We start from the raw sequence: 1,665 nt of genomic DNA, 5'->3' as shown, positions 1-1,665 counted from the left end.
GGTGAACGGGTAGGAGTCGAAGGCGCGGTCACCCCTGGCGGGGTACGCGCTGGTCGCTCCTATATCCGCAGCACCGTTGCCGAGGCCGTGGTCAGACCGATCATGGTGAACGCCGGCGGGGCCCGGCCGCCGGATGCCCGGGTGGTGGTACGACCCCGTGGCTGCGGGCCTCGCGTACGCCGAAGGAAAAGGACGGCGACCACGGCGGTGAGGGCGAGGCCGGCGGCGATCGCCATGCAGACCGCCCAGCCCGAGCTGTGCACCGGCCCCGGCTCCTCGGAGGCCGGGACGGCCTGCTGGATGCACCTCTCACCGGGGCAGCCCTCGCCGAGGGCAGGCGTGGCCGACGCGGCGTGGCTGCCGTGCCCGGCCGCGCCCAGGGTGGGGTCGTGCCCCAGGCTGTGCATCGCGGCGAACCCGACCAGCGTGCAGGCCAGCAGCATGAACCGGAGCCATCGCCCGGTGTTCGCCACTGCGCCTCGCACTCGATCACGGTATCGCCCGGGCGACCGCCATCCGCGCCGAACCCGGCATCCCCCGGTTCACCGGCCGGACCGGCGCGGATGTCGGGACCACCAGCTATCCGGCGGAGTTGATCTGCCGGGTGATCGACGGATCGATGATCTCGGCGTCCTTCGCCAGCAGCATCGCCTTGCTGAGAATGACGGCGAGCATGCCGTCGCCCTCGAACGGCAGGAACTGCTGCTCGCCGATCCGGCCCGCGCCACGGTCCGGCACGATGCAGAGGTAGGCGTCGTTCGGGCTCATCAGGATGTTTCCCGACCCCAGGTGGATCCGGTACGTACGCAGGTCGCCCTGGACCACCAGGAACCGACCGTCGATGCGGGCCCGCCGCCCCACCGCCAGCCGGGGCAGCAGCCGGGCCAGCAGATCCCGCCGGGTCTCGGCGGTAGCGGACAGTTCCCCGAAGCTGTACGACGACCAGTAGTCCCGGAACCGGCCCTGCGGGCCCCCGTCCGACCAGGTCGGGTCGTTACCGACGCTGGCCACCCCGACGAACAGGTCCACGTCCCGCATGATCTCGCTGAACACCAGCGGCGGGATCTGGTCGAGCGGCAGCGGATCGGCCGGCCGGGCGTCCGTCCACCGCGCCGCGGTGTAGCCGCCGCCGGAGGCGTGCGACACGTTCGGTGCGGCGGCGATCGGATAGAAGCGCACCTGGTCGGTGACGAGCCGCAGGTACGACCCGCTGTCGGTGGTGTCGGCGCCGTACTCGTCGCCGATCCCCTCCACCCAGTACTCGGCGCGCAGGCCCCACCGGGGCAGCTCGCACGCGGCCGGCGGGTAGGCGTCGTCCACCATCAGCCGGAGCCGGTCGGTCCAGCCCCGGATCGCGGTCAGCGCATGGTACTGATGCTGACGCAGGATGTGCCCGGCGAACCGGTTGGAGTAGGTGCCGGTGGCCTCCTCGGCCGGGGTGAGCAGGTAGACCTCCCGGTGCGCCTGCTTGAACGGCTGGACGATCCGGTGCCGCTCCAACCACTCCCGCCAGCCGACGATCTCCGGCACCGGCCGGCCGATCGGATGCCAGATCCGCACCTCGGCGTCGTCGGCGGCGGTCACCGGGGTGTCGTCCATGGTGCGCAGCGCGCCGTCGGCCCAGCCGCAGGGCATTCCGTCGACCAGCCAGAGCAGCCGGCGGGC

At 72.4% G+C, this 1,665-nt stretch carries 2 protein-coding genes; both read right to left on the bottom strand.

What is annotated here, in order from left to right; all coding sequences use genetic code 11:
* Window positions 1-59: 59 nt before the first annotated feature.
* On the bottom strand, window positions 60-485 hold the full coding sequence (locus AB0M52_RS33770; RefSeq protein ID WP_363961934.1) for a DUF6153 family protein: 426 nt from the start codon (window positions 483-485) through the stop codon (window positions 60-62).
* Between the two features lie 94 nt (window positions 486-579).
* Window positions 580-1,665: DUF4132 domain-containing protein (locus AB0M52_RS33765; protein WP_363961932.1), on the bottom strand; the 1,086-nt coding region annotated here is incomplete at its 5' end.

This window comes from Micromonospora sp. NPDC051296 (genome assembly GCF_040682255.1).
GTDB lineage: Bacteria > Actinomycetota > Actinomycetes > Mycobacteriales > Micromonosporaceae > Micromonospora > Micromonospora craterilacus.
Note: the sequence above shows the minus strand (reverse complement) of the source record. Positions and strands in the feature narration are given on the sequence as shown.